The organism is Nocardia sp. NPDC004604, from assembly GCF_040609795.1.
Classification (GTDB): Bacteria; Actinomycetota; Actinomycetes; order Mycobacteriales; family Mycobacteriaceae; genus Nocardia.
In genome coordinates this window covers 45994-64258 of sequence record NZ_JBEXLC010000039.1, presented here as the reverse complement: position 1 = coordinate 64258, position 18265 = coordinate 45994, and the positions used below count along the sequence as shown (strand labels likewise).

At 65.8% G+C, this 18265-nt stretch carries 14 protein-coding genes; 6 read left to right on the top strand and 8 right to left on the bottom strand.

Annotated features, from left to right (window positions below; all coding sequences use genetic code 11):
- Positions 1–190 precede the first annotated feature (190 nt).
- From ABZW16_RS16550 to ABZW16_RS16540, 3 genes are all read right to left on the bottom strand, one after another.
- Positions 191–415 carry a hypothetical protein gene (locus ABZW16_RS16550; protein WP_354956622.1) on the bottom strand — a complete coding sequence of 75 codons (225 nt, stop codon included), beginning with the start codon at positions 413–415 and terminating at the stop codon, positions 191–193.
- Positions 416–690: 275 nt separating this feature from the next.
- Entirely contained in the window at positions 691–1185 is a 495-nt protein-coding gene (locus tag ABZW16_RS16545; protein ID WP_354956620.1) for a hypothetical protein, read from the bottom strand.
- Between the two features lie 301 nt (positions 1186–1486).
- On the bottom strand, positions 1487–3643 hold the full coding sequence (locus ABZW16_RS16540; protein ID WP_354956618.1) for a VanW family protein: 2157 nt from the start codon (positions 3641–3643) through the stop codon (positions 1487–1489).
- Positions 3644–5050: 1407 nt separating this feature from the next.
- On the opposite strand from ABZW16_RS16540, the gene gnd reads away from it, so the two are divergent.
- Positions 5051–6082 (top strand): phosphogluconate dehydrogenase (NAD(+)-dependent, decarboxylating), encoded by a 1032-nt coding sequence (gene gnd, locus ABZW16_RS16535; RefSeq protein ID WP_354956616.1) that lies wholly within the window; start codon positions 5051–5053, stop codon positions 6080–6082.
- A 366-nt stretch (positions 6083–6448) separates the two neighbouring features.
- On the top strand, positions 6449–7249 hold the full coding sequence (prcB, locus tag ABZW16_RS16530; RefSeq protein WP_354956614.1) for a proteasome subunit beta: 801 nt from the start codon (positions 6449–6451) through the stop codon (positions 7247–7249).
- 175 nt (positions 7250–7424) lie between these two features.
- Here the strand turns inward: prcB and ABZW16_RS16525 are convergent, their stop codons facing one another.
- Positions 7425–8762, bottom strand: coding sequence for an acetyl-CoA C-acetyltransferase (locus ABZW16_RS16525; RefSeq protein ID WP_354956612.1), 1338 nt, complete (start codon positions 8760–8762; stop codon positions 7425–7427).
- Between the two features lie 239 nt (positions 8763–9001).
- On the opposite strand from ABZW16_RS16525, the gene ABZW16_RS16520 reads away from it, so the two are divergent.
- Both ABZW16_RS16520 and ABZW16_RS16515 read left to right on the top strand, forming a co-directional pair.
- Positions 9002–10360, top strand: coding sequence for a 3-oxoacyl-ACP reductase (locus tag ABZW16_RS16520; RefSeq protein WP_354956610.1), 1359 nt, complete (start codon positions 9002–9004; stop codon positions 10358–10360).
- Positions 10360–11226 carry a MaoC/PaaZ C-terminal domain-containing protein gene (locus ABZW16_RS16515; protein WP_354956608.1) on the top strand — a complete coding sequence of 289 codons (867 nt, stop codon included), beginning with the start codon at positions 10360–10362 and terminating at the stop codon, positions 11224–11226. The genes ABZW16_RS16520 and ABZW16_RS16515 overlap by 1 nt, the downstream gene beginning before the upstream one ends.
- A 291-nt stretch (positions 11227–11517) precedes the next feature.
- Here ABZW16_RS16515 and ABZW16_RS16510 read toward each other — a convergent pair whose 3' ends face one another.
- From ABZW16_RS16510 to ABZW16_RS16495, 4 genes are all read right to left on the bottom strand, one after another.
- Entirely contained in the window at positions 11518–12654 is a 1137-nt protein-coding gene (locus tag ABZW16_RS16510) for a DUF5685 family protein (RefSeq protein WP_354956606.1), read from the bottom strand.
- Between the two features lie 343 nt (positions 12655–12997).
- The gene (locus ABZW16_RS16505) at positions 12998–13597 is read right to left on the bottom strand and encodes a TetR/AcrR family transcriptional regulator (RefSeq protein ID WP_354956604.1); all 600 of its coding nucleotides are present in this window, start codon (positions 13595–13597) and stop codon (positions 12998–13000) included.
- A 315-nt stretch (positions 13598–13912) separates the two neighbouring features.
- Positions 13913–15085, bottom strand: coding sequence for a glycoside hydrolase family 3 N-terminal domain-containing protein (locus ABZW16_RS16500; RefSeq protein WP_354956602.1), 1173 nt, complete (start codon positions 15083–15085; stop codon positions 13913–13915).
- Positions 15086–15122: 37 nt separating this feature from the next.
- Complete coding sequence (locus tag ABZW16_RS16495; protein WP_354956600.1) at positions 15123–16463, bottom strand: ADP-ribosylglycohydrolase family protein; 1341 nt, start codon at positions 16461–16463, stop codon at positions 15123–15125.
- Between the two features lie 93 nt (positions 16464–16556).
- Here ABZW16_RS16495 and ABZW16_RS16490 point away from each other — a divergent pair, with 93 nt between their 5' ends.
- Both ABZW16_RS16490 and ABZW16_RS16485 read left to right on the top strand, forming a co-directional pair.
- The gene (locus ABZW16_RS16490; protein ID WP_354956598.1) at positions 16557–17036 is read left to right on the top strand and encodes a universal stress protein; all 480 of its coding nucleotides are present in this window, start codon (positions 16557–16559) and stop codon (positions 17034–17036) included.
- A 57-nt stretch (positions 17037–17093) separates the two neighbouring features.
- Positions 17094–18188: an isochorismate synthase gene (locus tag ABZW16_RS16485; RefSeq protein ID WP_354956596.1), complete on the top strand. Its 1095-nt coding sequence runs from the start codon at positions 17094–17096 to the stop codon at positions 18186–18188.
- The last annotated feature ends 77 nt before the right edge of the window (positions 18189–18265 follow it).

Here is an 18265-nt window from a genome sequence, read left to right as displayed (position 1 = left end):
GTTGGCCGCATGAATCTCGACGCCGTCGAAACCCGCGGTCCGGGCGTTCTCGGCAGCGGCGGCGCACTCGAATCGAAATCCCCGCAACACGATTCCACGGGAACTCGTCACCGAAACCGAACCAGCGTGGCGATATAGCTGTCGAGTCGCACCACCGCGCCGCACCTGGCACGAAGGGCCCAGCATCCGATTACTGCGTCTTGGTGCCTGTCGAGCCGGTGGACAGCGCTTTCACCAGATCGGTGACCGCCGAGCTGGAACCGGTCCCATTCGGGTTCGGCTCGCCGGGGGCGATGGTTCCGATCGGCTCCAGGACGATGCCTTCATCGACAGCCGCCGATGCAATACCCGAACCGACCAGGAGAATGCCCGCGGTCGCCGCGAAGGCGACACCGAGCACACGCACTTTGCTCATTTAGAACTTCCCTTTGAACCCATGGAGAAATATTCAGCCGGTAACCGATTATTACCGGCCGAAAGTAGTTTCATCACCGCACGGAGAGGCGACAAGCCCCTGAGATTGTGGGCGGATCGATCCGATTTGCCGAACTGTTGCCGGTTCACTCGAATCGAAATCCCCGCAACACGATTCCACGGGAACTCGTCACCGAAACCGAACCAGCGTGGCGATATAGCTGTCGAGTCGCACCACCGCGCCGCACCTGGCACGAAGGGCCCGGCACGCCGAATTCACCAGGCCGGGTCGGATCCTGTTGTGCAGCAAGCCAAATGGAATGAAGTGACACAAGCCGATGCGCATCGGTCGCCTACTGTGATTACCCAGCTATTCGCAGATCGAGCTGAGATCATTTTCACGTGACTTCGGCGTAACATACACGCCCACTGGACGATTGGTCTCGAACGCAGGTCGATGGCGCGACACCTGGTCAGTTCGCGTTTGCGATGTGGGTTTCGATCAGTTTGGGCGAGGGCGTTGCCGGGGTGGGGTGATTCGGCTCCGTCGAGGATGGAGTCGAGTAGTTCGGCGGCGTCCAGGGTGGGGCGGAACGCCTGCTCGCGGGCGCTGGCGACGACCGCGTAGATGACGGTCGCATAGATGCGCGAGCGCGGGGCGGTGAATTGTCGGCCGCTGCGTTCCGCTTGGCGCAGTAGGGTTTCCACGGCATCTACTATGTCCTGGATGACGTGGATCTCTATCAGTGCCGCGTCTTCGTCATCCGCCATCGTCAGAATCCGAACTTCGGTCGCTCCGCCGGTTCGAGCGATACCGATAGTAGGTGTCTCGCGAGATATCCAGATCCGCACAGACCTGGACCACCGTCGAGCGTCCCGAAGCGACAGCAGCGAACACCGCAGCGAACTTCTGCTCCATCGTGATCACTTTCCGGCTCATCGACGAAGACTCGTCGACAAACCCGACAGTGTCAGAGATGTCCTGTCACCAGGGTGTCAGAGATGTGTTGTCACTTTAGACAGGCTGCAGGCTATGCGAGGCAGTCACGCGCTATGCGACAGCGCGGCGAGGTTACTCGCACTTGACGACTGGGATGGGGTCGTATTTGACGGTGCGGGTGGTGCGGGAGATTTCGCGGCCGGTTTTGCGGTCGGTGATGACTCGGGTGTCGGAGATGGTGAAGCCGGGGGCGCCTTCGGTGGCGATGCAGTCCTTGCCCTTGGGGAGTTTGATGGTGGTCGGTTCGGTGGGCTTGGTCTTTTCGCCGGTGATGGATTCGACGTTGACGGTCTTGGTGCCCCAGAGGCGGACGCTGACCTCGGAGTCGGTGGTCGAAGTCTCGATGTAGACGCCGGTTTGACCGGTATTGCGGAATTTGAGGTCGATGGCGCCGTCGAAGACGGTGGCCTCGCGTGCCGCGGGATAGCGCGAGATGTAGTAGCTGTGTTCGGTGTGCCCCGCGTCCTCCATGCCCGCGAAATAGGCGGCGTTGTAGAGGGTGGTGGCGAATTGGCTGATGCCGCCGCCGACGGCGGTGCTGGGGCGGCCGTGGTCGATAATGCCGGATTCGACATAGCCTTCGGCGGTGCCGCGGGGGCCGGTGAAGTCGTTGAGCGAGAAGGTTTCGCCCGGCTTGACGATGGCGCCGTTCACCTTCTGAGCGACCACGCGGATGTTCACGCCGGACGGGCCGCTGAAGCCGCTCGTGGTGAACTGCCCCATCATCTCGTTGACGCCGAGTGCGTTCGCGGCCTCGGTGGTGAGCTTGGGGTCGACCTTTTCATAGACGGCCTGCGCTGTGCGCTCCTGCGGCGCGACCACCAGAGTGGGCAACAGCTCCAATGTCTTCGCCCAATTGATCTTGTCGCCGATAATGGCCGGAACCACGGTGGGTTTCGCCCCGGTCAGCGCGAAGGTCGCGTCCTTGGCCTCGACTTCCGACGGTGCCAGCTGCGGGCCGAGCACACCCTGCGCCACATCCTGTTTGAAGCTCGCGGCGAGTCCGCCCTGGCCGTCGGGCGCGAAGGACAGCAGGGACGCGATCTGCTCCGGTTCCAGCCTGCCGGTCGCATTGTTCTTGCCCGCGAAGACAATCGGTGCGCGCACCGCAGGTTCGGCGATCTCGTGCAAGGCCCGTTCGACCGCCTCCGCGCGCACGGCGATCGGCGCTGCAGTCTCCGGAAGATCGAGCAGCGCACCGCGATACCAGTTGTCGATGAGCGCGATACGTGCGGCGGGAACATCGAGGATGCGGCCCGGCACCGGCGGCACCGCGACCGGGCGGGCGCCATCGAAGGCAATGGTGCCCTCAACCGTCGGACGGTCGTGCACGCGCAGCGCGGTGAGCTGGGCATCCAGCGCATTGCCGTCGACAGTGCTCGCGACCGGCACGGTATGCGTGGTGAACAGCGAGGTCAGTCGGGTGATCGGATTGAGCGGCTGGGTACCGATGTTGGCCCAGGTGGTATCCCAATCAATTGCCAGGCCAGCAGTTTTGGGCGTCAGCCTGGTCTGCACATCGCCGATCTGCAGCGGAAGCTCCTGATCAGCGCGCGGCCCGAGTGCGGTACGCAGTTCCGCATCCGCCGCCCCCGTATCCTTGCCGCCGATATCAATACCGGCGACCACAACCCCACGCGGCACGTGCCCCGAGGAAAGCACCAGGTCCGCAACATAAGCCAGCCCCGCCGCCACGACAAACGCACCGATCCCGATGCCGATCCGCTTGACGATCGGCGATTTCAACCCACCCGGCTTCACCGGTCTCTCGGGTGCCCGCCGCCCCTGCCCACGCGCACCAGCCCCCGAAGGCCCGCCCCCCTCGGACGGTCTTACCTTCGGTCTCCGAGCAGTCCGCAGCGGCGTGGTCGGCATGGAATCACCGACCCACTCCCCCGCCAGTTGCCCCGCATCGACCTGATGCGCTGGCGATTGACGTTCGGCCAACGACTGATGCTGGGCCACTGTCTGCTCGGCCGCCAACTCGTACTCCGTCACCGATTGATACGACGCAGGCCGATGCGGGGTCGATGCGGGCTGAGGCTGATATTCGGCCCCCGCCTGATGCGGTGCCGCCAAATGATGCTGCTGCGAGGACTGATGCTGTGCAGCCGCCTCATGCTGGCCGACCTCATGAGGCAGAACCGTGCGCGGCGGCGGTGGCTGATGCCGCGTCACCGACTGCGGCTCGACCGCCGACTCGTGCTCCGACACCGACTGATGCGGCACGGACCGATGCTCGAGCGACTCCGGGTGGGCCTGATACTCGCCCCCCGCCTGATACTCAGCTGCCGAATGCTGCTGCGCAGCTGAATGCTGTTCCGCCGCTGACTGATACTCGGCTGCCGACCCATACTGCGTCGCCGAACGGTGTGGCTCAGCCTGCTGCTCGGGCGACTGCAGCTGATATGCCGCCGCCGAATGATGCTGCTGCGAGGACTGATGTTGAGCAGCCACCTCATACGAGCCGACCTCGTGATGCGGAACCGTGCGCGGCGGTGGCTGATGCCGCGCCACCGACGGCCGCTCGGCCGCTGACTCATACTCAGCCGCCAACTGATCCGGCTCCCGCCGCTGCTCAGGCGACTCGAGGTGAGCCGGATACTCGGCCCCCGCCTGGTACTCAGCTGCCGAATGCTGCTGCGCAGCTGAATGCTGTTCCGCCACTGATTGGTACTCGGCTGCCGACCCATACTGCGTCGCCGAATGATACGGCTCAGTCTGCCGCGCGGGCGAGTGGGGCTGATATGCGGCCGCCGACCGATGCTCGGCTGCCGGATTGTCCTGCGGCACCGACCGATGCTGGGCTACCGACTGGTACTCGGACGCCGAATGATGTTGGGCTACCGACTGATGTTGCGTTGTCGAATGATGTTGTGCCGCAGGCTGGTAGTCGGCTGCTGACTCGAACTCCGCCGCCGAATGATGCGGTACTGAGCGATACTGGGGCGACTCGGGCTGCGGCTCATGCGGTGTCGCCGACTGATGCAGCGCCCAGGACTGATGCGAGCCCGGCGCTTGGTGCGGGACCGTGGTCGGCGGAGGAGGCTGATGCTGTGCGGCCATCCGACCCGGATCCGCCGCCCGATTCGGATCCGTCACCCGGCTCGAATCCGTCACCCAGCTCGGATCCGCCGCCCGATTCGGATCCGTCACCCGGCTCGGATCCCTACCCTGACTCGGATCCGTCTGGTACGCGTCCGCTACGTGCTGCGGACTCGGTGACCGGGGAGCGGGGCGGGGTGGCGGGGGCTGGTCGGGAGCGGATCTAGCCGAGTCGAGGAACTGTCTCAGTCCGACCTCACCGTTTTCGTGTCGGCCGCGTCGCCCAGTGCTCGATTCGCCCGTCACGAACCGTCCTCCCCGCTCGATTGAAAGGAGCTCGCACGGTGCGAGTCTCCGCCAACGATAGTGGTCGCCACCGACGTCGGCAGCACAGCACGGTCCAAGAGCAAATCCCGTGCAACGGACCGCGCTACACATGGAAGGGCCCCGCGCAGTTGCCGGGTCGGGGGTCTGGCAACTACGCGGAGCCAACCCGTTTATCGGTGCAACGCAGCACGCGTTACACCCGCGCGAGACAATGAGCAGAACTCTCACCACCAGGGCCCCGAAGCGACAAGGGAGATGGATGGAATGCAGCTGGGAATGATCGGCCTGGGTCGGATGGGCGCCAATATCGTGCGCCGGATCGTCAAGAACGGACACACCGCCGTCGGCTATGAACGCAAACCCAAGAACACCATCGCACTCGCCGAGGAACTGGGCAGCGACAGTTTCCAGGGCACCACCGACCTGAAAGACTTCATATCCAGGCTGGAGACGCCACGGGTGGTCTGGGTGATGATCCCGGCCGCGGTGACCGGTCGGGTCATCGATGAGGTCGCTGACCTGCTCGAACCCGGCGACATCATCATCGACGGCGGCAACAGCCGCTACCACGACGACATCGCCCGCGCCGCCACACTGAAACCCAAGGGCATCCACTATGTGGACATCGGCACCTCGGGCGGCGTATTCGGCCTGGCCCGCGGCTTCTGCCTGATGATCGGCGGCGAGGCCGAGCCGGTGGCGCATCTGGACCCGCTGCTGAAGTCCATCGCGCCCGGAGTCGAGGCAGCCGAGCGTACCCCGGGCCGCACCGGCGAGCCCTCGCCTGCCGAGCAGGGCTATCTGCACTGCGGTCCGGCCGGTGCGGGCCATTTCGTGAAGATGGTGCACAACGGCATCGAATACGGCGCGATGGCGGCCTACGCCGAGGGTCTGAACATTCTGCACAAGGCGAATATCGGCGCGGATCACGACGCCGCGGCCTCGGCCGAGGAGACCCCGCTCGAACATCCGGAGTGGTACCGGTACGACATCGACGTACCCGAGGTCACCGAGGTGTGGCGGCGCGGTTCGGTGGTCGCTTCCTGGTTGCTGGACCTGACCGCGAGCGAGCTCTACACCGATCCGACCCTGGCGTCCTTCGACGGCCGGGTATCGGACTCCGGCGAGGGACGCTGGACTCTCGACGCCGCGATCGATACCGGCGTCCCCGCACCGGTGCTCTCGGCCGCGCTGTTCGCACGGTTCTCCTCACGCGGGGAGGCGCTGTACGCGGACAAGATGCTCTCGGCCATGCGAAAGGCCTTCGGCGGACATGACGAGCTGCCCTCGAAGTAGCCGCCGAGAACAATACAAACCCTCCGTCTCAGACAGAACGGGGTTGTTTGCGAACCATGGCCTTCGCCTGTCCGTTGGCGACTCACGCCAGGCCTGATCCATTGACCGAACACGGGCTCGACCCACACCGGGCCGGATCCATTGACCGAACACCGGCTCGACCCACACCGGGCCGGATCCATTGACCGAACACCGGCTCGACCCACGCCGAGCCCAGCCCGACAACCGAACACGAACTGAACTCACACCAGGCCCGGTTCTATAACCGAACACTGACTCCATCCACACCTGGACGGGTCCGATACGTCGCCGCCCGTGGGACTTCGGTGCGCTGACGCCTCGGGCGGAAGTCGTTACGGTGGAGATATGGAGTTCGCGACGTCTTCCTTCTCCGACAGCCTGCGCCGATACGCCCCAGAACTCTTGCCCAGCAGCCATTTCGGCAATGCCACGGTGAACGGCCGGGACATCGCGCCACACGGCACCACGATTGTGGCCGTCGCCTACCGCGGCGGTGTGCTGCTCGCCGGTGATCGGCGCGGCACCATGGGAAATCTGCTGGCCAGCCGGGATATGGAGAAGGTGTTCATCACCGACACCTATTCGGCGGCGGGTTTCGCGGGCACGGTGGGCATGGCCATCGAGATGATCCGGCTGTTCGCCGTCGAGCTCGAACACTACGAGAAGATCGAGGGTGTCGGGCTGACATTCGAGGGCAAGGCGAACAAGCTGTCGAAGATGGTGCGCGACAATCTGCCTGCCGCACTGCAGGATATGGCGGTGGTCCCGGTTCTGGTCGGCTACGACCTGAGCGCCACCGATCCGGAGAAGGTCGGACGGATCTTCTCCTACGATGTCGTCGGCGGTCGCAGCGAGGAGCGGTTCGGCTACACCGCGGTGGGCTCCGGTTCACTGTTCGCGAAGTCCTCGCTGAAGAAGACCTACAGCCGCGGTATCGATGAGGACGCGGCGCTGCGGATCACCGTCGAATCGCTCTTCGACGCCGCCGAGGACGACACCGCCACCGGCGGACCGGATCTCACCCGGGGCATCTATCCGACCGTGGTCGTCATCAATTCCGATGGCGCCGTGGAGGTTCCCGCGGACCGACTGGCCGAGATCACCCGCGGGCTGGTCGAGAGTCGTGCCGCGGCGGCACATGATTGAACGCCAATGGTGGTATTCGGTCGCGGAAACGACCGAATACCACCATGCCTCGTGCCTGCTCGAAGGCGACAGCTGATCTCGTCAGCACATGGGTAACTCATCGGGGACGGGCTAACCCAGCTACCGCCAGCCCGCCACACGCCAACGCCACGGTCGTCGCACTCGGGTCTGGCGCCTAAATATTCGGGGAGGCGGGGGAGCGCTCCAGGATCGCGACGACGCCCTGGCCGCCCGCGGCACAGATGGAGATCAGCGCGCGGCCGGATCCCTTCTCCGCCAGCATCTTCGCCGTGGAGGCGACGATGCGGCCGCCGGTCGCGGCGAACGGGTGACCCGCGGCGAGCGAAGAACCGTTGATATTGAGCTTGCTGCGATCGATCGAACCGAGCGCGCCGTCCAGGCCGAGGCGCTCCTTGCAGTACTGATCCGACTCCCACGCCTGCAGGGTGGCGAGCACGACCGAGGCGAAGGCCTCGTGGATCTCGTAGTAGTCGAAGTCCTGCAGGGTCAGGCCGTTTCGGGCCAGCATGCGCGGCACCGCGTAGGTGGGCGCCATCAGCAGCCCGTCGGGGCCGTGGATGTAATCGACCGCGGCGACCTCGGAGTCGACCAGATGCGCGAGCACCGGCAGGTTGTGCTCGGCGGCCCATTCGTCGCTGGACAGCAGTACCGCGGAGGCGCCGTCGGTGAGCGGAGTGGAGTTACCGGCGGTCATGGTGGCACCGCCCGCCTTGACGCCGAAGACCGGCTTAAGGGTGGCCAGCTTCTCGATGGTCGAGCCGGGGCGCAGGTTGTCGTCGCGGGTCAGGCCGAGGAACGGGGTGATCAGGTCGTCGAAGAAGCCGCGGTCGTAGGCGGCGGCCATATTCTTGTGCGACAGGTAGGCCAGTTCGTCCTGAGCCTCGCGGGAAATGCCGAATTCCTTGGCGGTAATGGCGGCGTGCTCACCCATGGACAGCCCGGTGCGCGGTTCGGCATTGCGCGGGATTTCGATGCCGAGCATGCCGGGGCGCAGCTGGCCGACCAGCTTGAGGCGGTCCTTGGTGGTCTTGGCGCGGTTCGCATCGAGCATCCACTCGCGCATCGCATCGCTGACCCCGATCGGGGCATCGCTGGTGGTGTCGGTGCCGCCGCCGATACCGACCTCGATGCGTCCGGCGGCGATCGCGTCACCGACGGTGACAACCGCCTGCAGGCCGGTACCGCAAGCCAATTGGAGGTCGTGGGCCGGGGTGTAGGGCGACAGCTTGCTGCCGAGCACGCTCTCGCGGACCATGCCGTGCTCGCCGACGCGCTTGAGCACCGCGCCGCCGACGACCATGCCGAGGCGTTCGCCCTGCAGGCCGAACCGGCTGACCAGCCCGTCCAACGCGGCGGTGAACATGTCCTGGTTCGAGGCGTGGGCATAGGCCTTATCGGAGCGGGCGAACGGAATCCGGTTGCCGCCCACGATGGCGATCGGGCGCGGGGCCTTCTTTGCCGTGCTCTTCGCTGAACGGGCTTTGGTTGTCACTCGAGTCTCCAAGCTCTCGTCGGGTGCCCGGTGGGCCGTTCGGCGCGGAAGTGTCCGCGCAGATCGGCGCCCCGTCGCGGTTGGTTTACTTTAAACTTACTCTGGAGTAAGTTTATTGTCGACACCGTACCCCCGGAAGTCTGCGTAAATTCGCGCCGGGGCATGTAGTGAGCGAGCAGACCATTCGGCAGCGCGCGAGCCGAAACCACGACACACGAGACACAGAAAAGGGAGAAACAGTGGCAGTCAGCAAGAGCAAGGGTGCTCCCAACCTCTACGGATCGTTCGTACACTCCGCTCCGGGTCAATTCCTGGCAAGCAAGCTCGGCTTGCCGCAGCCGGAGAACCTGCGCCGCTACCGGGCCGGTGAGCCGCCGCTGCCCGGTCCGGTACTGCTCGGCGGCAAGGGCCGGGTCGCCGAACCCGTGCGCACCCTGCTGTCGGACTACACCTTCGCCGATGCGCCCGCCGCCGGGCAGAAGTACGGCGCGCTGGTGTTCGACGCGACCGGCGTCGGCTCGATCGAGGATCTGTCGCAGCTGTTCGAATTCTTCCAGCCCGCCATGCGCAGCATTGCCGCATCCGGTCGCATCGTGGTCATCGGCACCACGCCCGAGCTGACCGCGAGCGTCGACGAGCAGATCGCCCAGCGCGCGCTCGAGGGCTTCACCCGCAGCGTCGCCAAGGAACTGCTGCGCGGCGCCACCGCCCAGCTGGTGTACCTGCATCCGGAGGCGTCCGCGACCGCGTCCGGACTGGAATCCACGCTGCGCTTCCTGCTTTCGGCCAAGTCGGCATTCGTCGACGGTCAGGTCATCCGGGTCGGCAAGGCCGATGCGGTGGCCCCGGCCGCCTGGGACAAGCCGCTCGACGGCAAGGTCGCCGTGGTCACCGGCGCCGCGCGCGGCATCGGCGCGACTATCGCCGAGGTATTCGCCCGCGACGGCGCGACCGTGATCGTCGCCGATATCCCGGCCGCGGGTGAGGCCCTGTCGGCCACCGCGAACAAGGTCGGCGGCACCGCGCTCGCACTCGACGTGACCGCGTCGGACGCGGCGGAGAAGTTGGCCGAATTCGCCACCGAGCGCTTCGGCGGCATCGATATCATCGTGCACAACGCGGGCATCACCCGTGACAAGCTGCTCGCCAATATGGACGAGGGCCGCTGGAAGTCGGTCATCAACGTGAATCTCGCCGCACCGCACCGCATTACCGAGGGGCTGGTGGCGCGTGGCGCGCTGAAGGAAGGCGGCCGCGTGATCGACGTTTCCTCCATCGCGGGCATCGCGGGCAACCGCGGCCAGACCAACTACGGCGCCTCCAAGGCCGGTGTCATCGGCATGGTCAATGCCGAGGCGCCGAAGCTGGCCGAGAAGGGCATCACCATCAACGCGGTCGCGCCCGGCTTCATCGAAACCGCCATGACCGCGGCCATTCCGCTGGCCACCCGCGAGGCCGGTCGTCTGATGAGCTCGCTGCTGCAGGGCGGGCAGACCGTCGACGTCGCCGAGACCATCGCCTACTTCGCCAGCCCGGCGTCGAATGCGGTGAGCGGCAATGTGGTTCGGGTCTGCGGACAGAGCCTGATCGGAGCATGATGACGGAAATGATCACGCTCACCGAACCTCCCAAGAACAGCAGCCTGTTCGTCAAGGCCGCGCTGGGTGCGGTACCGGTGCCGCTGATCTCGGCACGCAGGTCGACCGTGCCCGATCGCGGCGTGCGGCTGGACGGGCTGCGGGTGGATCCGGATCACCTGGCCGCGTACTGCCGCGCGACCGGGCTGCGGTTCGGTGATTCGCTGCCGATGACCTACCCGTTCATCCTCAGCTTCCCGCTGGCGATGCAACTGGTTGTGGCACGGGACTTTCCGTTCGTCGCGGTGGGTGCGGTGCACGCGCAGAACCTGATCGAGCGCACCCGCGAGATCTCGGTGAGCGAGCCGCTGGACTTCAAGACGCACATCGAGAACCTGCGTGAGCACCCGAAGGGGCTGCTCGTGGATGCGATCACCGAGGTGAGCGTCGGACGGGAACTGGTGTGGCGTCAGGTCACCACCTTCCTGCACCAGCAGCGCACCTCGCTCTCCGGTGAGCCGAAGCCTGAGCCGAAGCCGGAAGAGGTTCCGCCGCCGCCGATGCGGACCATTCGGGTCGATCAGAAGACGATCACCCGGTACGCGGCCGCCTCCGGTGACCACAACCCGATCCATACCTCGGCTCTGGGCGCCAAGGCCTTCGGATTCCCGAGGGCGATCGCACACGGCATGTGGTCGGCCGCGAATATCCTCGCCAATGTCGAGGGGCGGATCCCGGAAAAGTCGACCTACGCGGTCAAATTCGGCAAGCCGATTCTGCTGCCGTCCACGGTGAACGTGTACGCCGATAAGGCCGAAGGTGGCTGGGATCTGGCCTTGCTGCACCCGCAGAAGGGGTACCCGCATCTGACGGCCACCCTGCGCTGAATTCGATCGCTCGCGGAGCCGCATCCGATTTCGGATGCGGCTCTGTGCGTTTCACGATGCTCGAGTTGCGACACGTCCGTATACGAGACGATCCGCTGGTCGACCCGAGGGGTACCGCGAGTTCGCGGAGAGCTACTACTAAGGGCCGGTGGATCTCGGCGCTGTCGCCCTACCTTCAGCCTCGGGACATTGACGGACGAGATCGTCGCCGCATTGAACCCGGATCTCGGTCTGGCCGACTTGGCCGCGGATATCGACGAAATCGACTATCCAGCTACCCGGGTGGGGTGATCAGCAGCCGCAATCGCAGCCGCAGTCGCCGCAGTCGCAACCGCAGTCACAGCAATCGCAGCAGTCGCAGCAGTCGCAGTTCTTGATCCAGGCGTCCTTGCGTTGGCCATTGCAGGGGTTGGTGTGGTCGGCGCAGCAGGCGTAGCCGGTGCAATAGACGCCGAGGACCAGTGCGAGGGCCTCTCCGATGCCGGGGCGGCGCACCGGTGGGCGCTTTTCGAAGTCGGGCGGCGGGGCCGGGTATTGCGCGGCCGCGGTGTGGCGGGACGCGTTGCAGGCGTGGGCGGTTGCGCCGATGCCGCGTCCGACTCGGCGGACCAGGGCGTGCAGTGGGTCGAGCAGCATCCAGCGGATGGTGGGGATCTGGTCCAGTTGGACCTCTGCGACCGCCTTGCGCAGGTGCGAATCGGACTGCCGCAGCAGGTCGTAGGCCTCCGGCATGGTGGTTCCGGTGGCGGCGAGTGGGTTGAAGCGACCGCGCGTTCGATCCTCATCGAAGTCCTCGACAGCATCCGTGAGGTGTGCGATTCGGCCGAAATGCCTACCGGCCTCTCGCAATGCGGCGATGTTCTCCGGACGATCGGCCAACACCGCGGTGTGGGCGAACAGTTCCGCAGCGCAGATCTGCGTCGGGGCGGTCAGATCGTCGAGAGAGATTGCGGGAGCCAGAGTTTCCAGGTGCGCCTGCGAATTGATCGCGGCAACAAGTGGTTCCACATCCAGGCCGATCAGCGACGCCTGCGATCGTGCGCGTTCCGCCCAGCGGCTCGACACCTTCGTCATCGGACGCCGGGTGAGGGCGGAGCTGTCACCGTCGTCGACGTGATCGCGAATCTTGGCCGATCCCAACAACAGTGACGCGGTGGAAGCCAGCAACACCCCCGGTGAATTCGCCGCCGCCACCTCCGCCCGGCGCATCCCGCGCAGCGCACACGGTCCCGCCGTGGTCCGCGCCATCGGACCCGACAGCTGCGCCTCGGTCAGCACACTCAGCACAATCGCATCGGTATTGGTCGCCGCCCGCGCCAACTGCCCATGCCCATCTCGCAGCCCCAAACACAGCCCGCACATATGCGTGCGCCACTCGGCCGCATCAATCCCATACTCCTCGGCCCCATGCGAACACGGCCGCAACATCCCGAACAATTCCGCCCCGTTCCCCGACCACTCCGCCGGTCACTACCTTTGACCACCCGCACTCTCGCAGCCCACCAACACAGCCGCAAGCCGAGCCGCCCCCACCGGCTGCCACCAAGCGAGTCGCCCGCAACCAAGCAGCCCCGCATCCCAAGAGGGCACACCTCCGGCCGACAGACTGTCTTGCGCCCGACCCGAACACGCCGCACCGAATACCATGCATCACACCGCCATTCGCCAGAAGTGGGTAGCGCAGCAATCTATCTGGACGGGGCACAAGGCAACCAGCGATTGCCTCAGGCCCCGACGGCTCGTGCAGCGTCCACTCCGAACCCAGCGGCTGCTACTCGGCCTTCTTGCGGCCCGCAAGACCGCGCCAGGCCAGATCGTCGAGGAGGTCAACGGCCTCGGATACCTCGATGCGGCCGCTGGCTACTCGGTCGGCGATTGCTTCGCCTGCGCCGATGACGGCTACCGCGACTACGTCGAAGTTGGTGCCGGGTTCGGCGTGTTTTGCACTGGATTCGAGGAGTTTGGCGGTTAGTTCGATGACTCGTTCGCGCGCGTTCTCGATTTCCGAGGCGAAGGCTTGCTGGCCGATTGCCTGGCGGTAGAGGACCTGCCAGGAGTTGCGGTTGCGGTCGACGAAGCCGAGGAAACCCTCGAGGGCCGTGCGGACCTGCTCATGCGGGGACAGCTGGGGGTTGCCCGCCGGTGCCACCGATTCGATGAAGCGCAGTCCCTCCCGCTGGATGCAGGCACGGAACAATTCATCCTTGGAGCCGTAGTAGAGGTACAACATCGGCTTGGAGATCTTCGCCTCGGCAGCGATCGCGTCCATCGACGTGTCGTGGAACCCCCTACGCGAGAACACCTCGACCGCGGCGTCGAGCATCTGCTGCTCACGAACCGCCCGAGGAAGTCGCTTCGTCCCGCCCGCCATTCACTCTCCTACCATGGTGAAGCTTTTATATTACTCCAAGGTAAGTTCGGCGGGTCGGTTTGCGCGTTCGCAACTTCACCACGCTGGGCGACGCTGAGCTCCTTAGGACCGCGATGTCCTTGGATTTGCTGACACAGCTGTGCAACCGTCCAGCAGAGCGATACTACGGGCATCCTCCGACAACGCGGCTGTACAACATACGACGACGGCCCGCAGCGGCTGCTCGCAGGTCGCCCGAAAGGGTCAGCCGCGATTGCTTGCCGTCACTCGAACGGATCCGCGACGGCTACTCGCCAGTCGCGCCGAAACGGCAGCTCAGCAGGTCTGCAGCGCACCCTTGTACCGCGCCATCCGCAGCACCGACTCGTCGACCCGAGCCGCGCTCAGCCGACCATTCGACACCGCCTGCTCCAGCCGGTCCAGCACCTGGGGCACCGCATCGGTGGTGATCCAGAGCGCGCTATCCGCACCGGCGACCAGCGCGGCCTCGACCGCATCCTCGATGCTCATCCGGCTGGTGATGGCGGCCATACCACCGAGGTCATCGGTGAAAATCGGGCCCTGGAACGGGGCGGCGCCATAGCCGGTGCCGTCGCGCAGCAGCGACATTGCCTGCGGGCTGATGCTGGCGGGCACATCGGGGGTGGTCAGGTCGGGTACGTCGAGGTGGCCGACCATCACGGCGGCGCCGGAATCGATGAGATTGCGGAACGGAGCCAGGTCGACACTCTGCAGCTGGGACAGTGGAGGGGTGCGCACGGCACCGGTATGCGAATCGCCCGATCCGGAACCGTGCCCCGGGAAGTGCTTCATGACCGTGCCGACACCGACCTCCTTCATGGCGCGGATGTAGGCGTCGGCGTACTCGGTGACCACTGCGGGGTCGTCGGAGAAGGAGCGGTCACCGATCACCGAATCGTCGGGCTGGCTGCTCACATCGACATCTGGTGCGAAGTCCACCGTCACGCCCAGATCCTTCAGCGCACGGCCACGGGTCACGGTGGCATCGTGGAACTGCTGGGCGGTCATGGTCTGGGCGGTCGCCCGAGCCGATGGCGCCGGACCGATCAGGTCCTTGGCCCGGGAGACGCGGCCGCCCTCCTCATCGATGGTCACCATCAGCGGCACCTTGGCCACCGCCTTGACCTGTTCGATCAGACCACTGCCCAACAGTGACTTATCGGTCCATCCGCCCACGAAAATGCCGCCGACCTGGGAGGTGCGCACCACATTCGTGGCATCGTCGGCGCCGGTGACACCGACTGTCAGGAGCTGGCCCAACTTCTCGCGCAACGTGAGTTTTGCGAGATAGTCGGCATCGCAGCCGCGCTTCACCGGGCTGGTGGCGGGTGTGGTGGCACCGGTCGCAGCGCCGGTCGTGGGGCCGAGGGTCGCCGCTGGCGACGGCGCGGAGCTGGAGTCGCTGCTGGAGCAGCCGGTCGCGACGGCGGCGAGGATTGCGAGCATGACGAGAGGCGTCTTTCGCATGTGTCCACGGTAGTCGGCGCGCTCGGATCGATCCGACTCAGGTAGTGCCAGCGGCGAGTCGCTGGGTCCTGCGGGCCAGGTCGGATATGCGGCTGCCGTCGTAGCCGAAGACCGCACTGTGCAGCCGGTCGTGGAATGGGTCGGTCCAGTGCGCCGGGATGGCGGCGCCGACGAGGATTCCGGCGACCGAGCCCGCGGTGGCGCCGTTGGAGTCGGTATCGCAACCACCTTGTACGGTGAGCCCGATGGTTCGGGTGAAATCGTCTGCGCCCCAAAGCAATCCGGCGGTAACGAGGCAGGCGTTCGGAACGGCGTGCACCCAGTTGTAGTGGTCGTGGCGGCGGTGGATGGCCGCGACGGCCCGCTCCCAGGACATGCCGCTTTCCCGGTCCGCGATAACCTCCGCGACCGCGGCGGACAACCTCGAACCTTCCGGAATGCATTGTTGGGCAATGGAAAGCGCAGACGCTATGCCGTCGGCGGTGAAGGCGGCAGCGACCAGTGCGGCCGCCCACATCGCCGCGTAGACACCGTTGCCGGTATGTGAGAGTCCGGCGTCGCGCGCGGCGAGTGCGGCAGCGCGTACCGGATCACCCGGACTGATATAGCCGAAGATATCGGCACGAATCATCGCACCGATCCACTCGCGATACGGATTTCGATACCGAGCCACCCGCGGCGGGGCCAAGCCGTTGATCAAATTGCGATAGGCGACCCGCTCCGCGGTGTAGGTCTGCAGGAACGGCAGATGCTCCAGCCACGCGTCCGCAACATCGGAGCGGGTGAAATTCTCTCCGCACGTTTCCAATAGATGCAGTCCGAGCACGGTGTAATCGATATCGTCATCGCGCGGAGCTCCGTCGATACACCCCTGCACCGATACCGGCCAGCTCGGATTCAGCGGATACTCCGTCGATGGCGGCAATAATGCGGGCACATAGTCGGTCAGCGGATAGGCGCGGGCGCGTTCGAGATAGCCGCGTATTCGCGCAGGCGTCCAGACGAATCCATTCTCCAGCGGTTTACCGAGTGTGCAGCCCACACAGCGTCCGACCCAGCCACCGTGAATCCGCTCGAACAGTTCGGCATCGGATAAATCCGAGACCACCGACTCGATTGCTTGCGACGCAGTCGGTTCGGGCAGATCCGACTCGTCATAGCTCCAGCCGGGGTCGCGCTCGGCGGTTTCGAGCCGGTCGAATAGCGTCCAGCACGCCGCAGGGTCGGCATGATCGGCGGTGGCGAGCGTGCGCACATCCGACTCGAACTCGGCCACCAGATAGCCCGATTCGAGCCGTTGCCGCCATTCGTAATACAGCAGCGTCCGTGGCTCGATCTCATGCCTGCCGAAGAACACAAGTTCGTTCGCATTGGACATATGCGCAGATTATCCGCGCGCGGCACACCGCGGGGCAGGCTGGTCCGGAGTAATGTTGTGGCGTAGCCATGTGACTCCCATCAGGAGGTCATCGTGCCGTGCGATCTAATGCTCATTGCCTATGACGGCTCCGAGAATGCCAAGCGGGCCATCGAATACGCAGGCCGATTTCTCTCGGCGAATAGAGCCGTGGTGCTCACCGCGTGGGAACCGATGGTGCGCCAGGCCGCTCGGCTGTCCGGACTCTCGGGTGTGATGCAGCCGGAGTGGGTCCCCGATGAGGAGATCGAGGACATCGCCTATGTCGACGCGCGCCATATCAATATCGAGGGCGTCCGCCTCGCCAAACTCGCCGGGCTCAATGCCGAGGCGCGCACCGCCGAATGCACTTCCACGATATGGAACGCCATTGTCGAAGCCGCCGACGACCTCGACGTCGACATCATCGTGGCGGGCACCCGCGGCGCCACCGGCATTCGCGCCCTGATGCACAGCAGCGTCGCCGACGCCGTACTCAAGCACTGCCACCGTCCGGTGCTCATGGTGCCGCCCGGCAGGGAGCCGCGCCGCTGAGATTTGGATCGCTCGAGTAGCTTCGCGCGGGGTTCGCGGGGTTAGGGTCGAGGGATCATGAACGGTTTCTTGCTCGCCCAGCCCGGTGGAGTGGTCCGTGCCTCGGGGACCCGGGTCGCCTTCGACGAGGTGGCGCGGGCGATGGCGGCGCTACGAGACGGATCCGCGGAGCTGATCGTCGGGGCACTGCCGTTCGATCCGCGGAATCCGGCCGCGCTGAGCGTGCCCGAGCAGGCGCAACGCACCGTCGGGCCGTGGCGGCCCGCGGCGCTGCCCGAACTGCCCGCCGTTCGGGTCATCACCGAAATACCAAGTCCGGCCGAACATGTCGCACGGGTGACGAAACTGGTCGAGCAGTTGCAGGATCCGGCGCAGCCGCTGCGCAAGGTCGTCGCCGCCCGATCGGTACTGGCCGAAGCCGACAGCGCGCTGGATCCCGAGCTGGTCGCGGGGCATCTGCTGACCAGGCATCCGCACGCGAATGTGTTCGCGGTCGATCTGACCGCCGCGGGTCGCCCCGGCGCGACACTGGTCGGCGCCACCCCGGAGGTTTTGGTCGCGCGGCACGGCGCCACCGTCACGCTGCACCCGCTCGCTGGCACGCTGCCGCGCCTGGCCGATCCGGATGCCGATGCCGCACAGGCGCGAGAGTTGTTGTCCAGCACCAAGAATCGCGATGAGCACGCCTTCGTCATCGAATGGATCCGGGAGGTGCTCGCGCCGGTCTGCGCGGAACTGACCATCCCGGACGGCCCGCAGCTGATCAATACGCACGAGGTCTGGCATCTGGCCACCCCGATCACCGGCCGTCTGCGCGATCCCGCGACAACCGCACTCGACCTGGCCATCCGGCTGCACCCCACCCCCGCGGTGTGTGGCACGCCGACCGATCTCGCGCTCGACACGATCGCCCATATAGAAGAGGAGCGCGGCTTCTACGGTGGCGCGGTCGGCTGGTGCGATGCGCACGGCGACGGGGAATGGGTGGTCGCGATCCGAAGTGCGGAACTATCCGCCGACGGTCGTTCGATCCGCGCCTTCGCGGGCGGCGGGATCGTGGCCGCCTCGGATCCGCATGCCGAATTGGACGAGACCACCGCGAAGCTGCGCACCTTGCTGGGCAGTTTGCACTGCGCGATTCCGAGCGACTGAGGTCATTCAATTCGGCTATCGGTGGGTTGACCGTATGTGATCGAGCCCCGCCCTGCTAGGTTGGCCCGGAATGTGCC

Excerpts from the sequence above, each read along its gene's own strand:
- ABZW16_RS16550 (WP_354956622.1), bottom strand. The coding sequence starts at position 415 with ATGAGCAAAGTGCGTGTGCTCGGTGTCGCCTTCGCGGCGACCGCGGGC.
- ABZW16_RS16545 (WP_354956620.1), bottom strand. The coding sequence starts at position 1,185 with ATGGCGGATGACGAAGACGCGGCACTGATAGAGATCCACGTCATCCAG.
- gnd (WP_354956616.1), top strand. The coding sequence starts at position 5,051 with ATGCAGCTGGGAATGATCGGCCTGGGTCGGATGGGCGCCAATATCGTG.
- prcB (WP_354956614.1), top strand. The coding sequence starts at position 6,449 with ATGGAGTTCGCGACGTCTTCCTTCTCCGACAGCCTGCGCCGATACGCC.
- ABZW16_RS16515 (WP_354956608.1), top strand. The coding sequence starts at position 10,360 with ATGACGGAAATGATCACGCTCACCGAACCTCCCAAGAACAGCAGCCTG.
- ABZW16_RS16510 (WP_354956606.1), bottom strand. The coding sequence starts at position 12,654 with ATGTTGCGGCCGTGTTCGCATGGGGCCGAGGAGTATGGGATTGATGCG.
- ABZW16_RS16505 (WP_354956604.1), bottom strand. The coding sequence starts at position 13,597 with ATGGCGGGCGGGACGAAGCGACTTCCTCGGGCGGTTCGTGAGCAGCAG.
- ABZW16_RS16500 (WP_354956602.1), bottom strand. The coding sequence starts at position 15,085 with ATGCGAAAGACGCCTCTCGTCATGCTCGCAATCCTCGCCGCCGTCGCG.
- ABZW16_RS16495 (WP_354956600.1), bottom strand. The coding sequence starts at position 16,463 with ATGTCCAATGCGAACGAACTTGTGTTCTTCGGCAGGCATGAGATCGAG.
- ABZW16_RS16485 (WP_354956596.1), top strand. The coding sequence starts at position 17,094 with ATGAACGGTTTCTTGCTCGCCCAGCCCGGTGGAGTGGTCCGTGCCTCG.